This window comes from Escherichia sp. MOD1-EC6162 (assembly GCF_002965125.1).
In the GTDB taxonomy this organism is placed as follows: domain Bacteria; phylum Pseudomonadota; class Gammaproteobacteria; order Enterobacterales; family Enterobacteriaceae; genus Escherichia; species Escherichia marmotae.
In genome coordinates this window covers 1-1,568 of record NZ_PTSB01000071.1, presented here as the reverse complement: position 1 = coordinate 1,568, position 1,568 = coordinate 1, and the positions used below count along the sequence as shown (strand labels likewise).

Genomic DNA, 1,568 nt, shown 5'->3' with positions numbered 1-1,568 from the left:
AATGAGCAGGGTCTGCGCCAATCCGGGCCAGCTCTTTACGCAGCAGTGCGTTCAGTTCAGAAAGTAACGCCGGATAAGCGGTGTTTTCCTGGTAATCATGAAGATATTCCAGAACGCTGTCGTCCCGAAGGTCTTCGAATAAATCCTGCTCTTTCATCTGTTTCATACAGCAATTCTCCCGCTGTTTCGTGCGCGGGCATATGCACTGGTCAGTGCATCATAGCCGCGCAGTTCCCGCCCGGATGGGCTTACAGGTAAAGGCACACCATGTCGGGCAAAGGCTTCCCGGATGCAGCGCATATGCCACTGTTTGAGCGTTTCGAGCACAACCTGCAACGATTCCCCGTGACACCAGGCCAGCGTGGAAACGCCCTGACCGCCATTACGTCTGGCCGTCAGGCGTTCAACGTATTTGTCCAGCGCGGCGTCGCTGATATCGGAAACGAAACCATCAAGGAACATCTGCTGCCAGATTTTGTAAATCTTCTCGCGCGGTGTGACATGCCCCTTAAAGCGACGGCGGGGATGTTTTTTCTGCTTCTTAAAACCGCGCTCTTTCATGGCATCGAGCACCTGTTCCAGTTGTGCGACAGTCAGCTCGCGGCAACTGGTCTTGCCTGTGCACTGCACCAGAAAGGCGCGGTAAGTGTCATCGTCGAGTTGTAGATCACGACGGGCGACATGAATTAATTTAATCAGGGATGTGCGATTCATTATCGTACCTCAAGAAAAGGGGGCGGTGCGGCAACACCGCCAGAATCCACTCACTAAACAGAGGAAGCTTTTTATGAAAAACAGTGAACAACCTTATGATGTTGCAGGGTATACCATTGCCTCAAGGTTGCTGATACTCCTTGTCAGAAAGGGGCTGATTACCGCAGAGGAAGGAAAAACAATCCTCAAATCCGCTGCAGTCGTAGCTGCAGAGGCTCCGGTATTGAGAACAACGAATGATTCCGCCCTGCAAATATCGCAGCTAATCACTGAAACCATCAGTTTGTTAGACCAAGATCCTGATGAATATCAAAAGCCTCAGCCATCTGAGCATCCGTAAGAATATCTTTATTTGATAGCCCCAGCCTGCGACGAATGTATTCCTCGCGGGCTGCTTCATTTTGTAGCGCCACGGCAGCTTCCACCTGGTTCATTTCACGGTTAATAATGCTCCGGACTTCTCTGGCGGTGAGGTCATGCTCAATACCATATTTAACGATATCGTGCATACGTTCCAGCATCTTTAAATTAGCCATGACGCCATCAATATCAACTGGTGTGAATTTCATTTCTTTATTCTCTGGTTTATTCATTTCGTAATACCTCTTCGCAATAAAAGATTTCACTGGGATAACGTTTTTGTATGCGCTCCATCACCTGCATACATGCCTGTTCTGTGGGCCAGATTTTTTCCGTTACCGGAATGGCATCGCAGGCATCATTCCCACAGGTGCCAACCAGCAGGACAAAGCCAATTGACTTAATCACCGCTCGTCTCCATCTGTTCCAGACGCTGTGCTTCGCGCATACACAGCTGCGCAATCATCATCTGGCGGGTAATGCCTGCACGAATA

The 1,568-nt window shown here is 49.7% G+C and carries 4 protein-coding genes; 1 reads left to right on the top strand and 3 read right to left on the bottom strand.

The genetic code is table 11. The features are described 5' to 3' along the window. Positions 1-162: 162 nt before the first annotated feature. The gene (locus A9587_RS24120) at positions 163-714 is read right to left on the bottom strand and encodes a gp16 family protein (RefSeq protein WP_079916121.1); all 552 of its coding nucleotides are present in this window, start codon (positions 712-714) and stop codon (positions 163-165) included. 73 nt (positions 715-787) lie between these two features. Between A9587_RS24120 and A9587_RS24115 the strand changes: the two genes are divergently transcribed. Then, complete coding sequence (locus tag A9587_RS24115) at positions 788-1,054, top strand: hypothetical protein (protein WP_079916120.1); 267 nt, start codon at positions 788-790, stop codon at positions 1,052-1,054. Here A9587_RS24115 and A9587_RS24110 read toward each other — a convergent pair. Together A9587_RS24110 and A9587_RS24105 are read right to left on the bottom strand one after the other, a co-directional pair. Then, positions 993-1,307 carry a hypothetical protein gene (locus A9587_RS24110; RefSeq protein WP_042856716.1) on the bottom strand — a complete coding sequence of 105 codons (315 nt, stop codon included), beginning with the start codon at positions 1,305-1,307 and terminating at the stop codon, positions 993-995. The genes A9587_RS24115 and A9587_RS24110 overlap by 62 nt on opposite strands. Beyond that, positions 1,300-1,482, bottom strand: a complete 183-nt coding sequence (locus tag A9587_RS24105; RefSeq protein WP_042856717.1) for a hypothetical protein — start codon at positions 1,480-1,482, stop codon at positions 1,300-1,302. The genes A9587_RS24110 and A9587_RS24105 overlap by 8 nt, the downstream gene beginning before the upstream one ends. Positions 1,483-1,568: the final 86 nt, after the last annotated feature.

Excerpts from the sequence above, each read along its gene's own strand:
- A9587_RS24120 (WP_079916121.1), bottom strand. The coding sequence starts at position 714 with ATGAATCGCACATCCCTGATTAAATTAATTCATGTCGCCCGTCGTGAT.
- A9587_RS24115 (WP_079916120.1), top strand. The coding sequence starts at position 788 with ATGAAAAACAGTGAACAACCTTATGATGTTGCAGGGTATACCATTGCC.
- A9587_RS24110 (WP_042856716.1), bottom strand. The coding sequence starts at position 1,307 with ATGAATAAACCAGAGAATAAAGAAATGAAATTCACACCAGTTGATATT.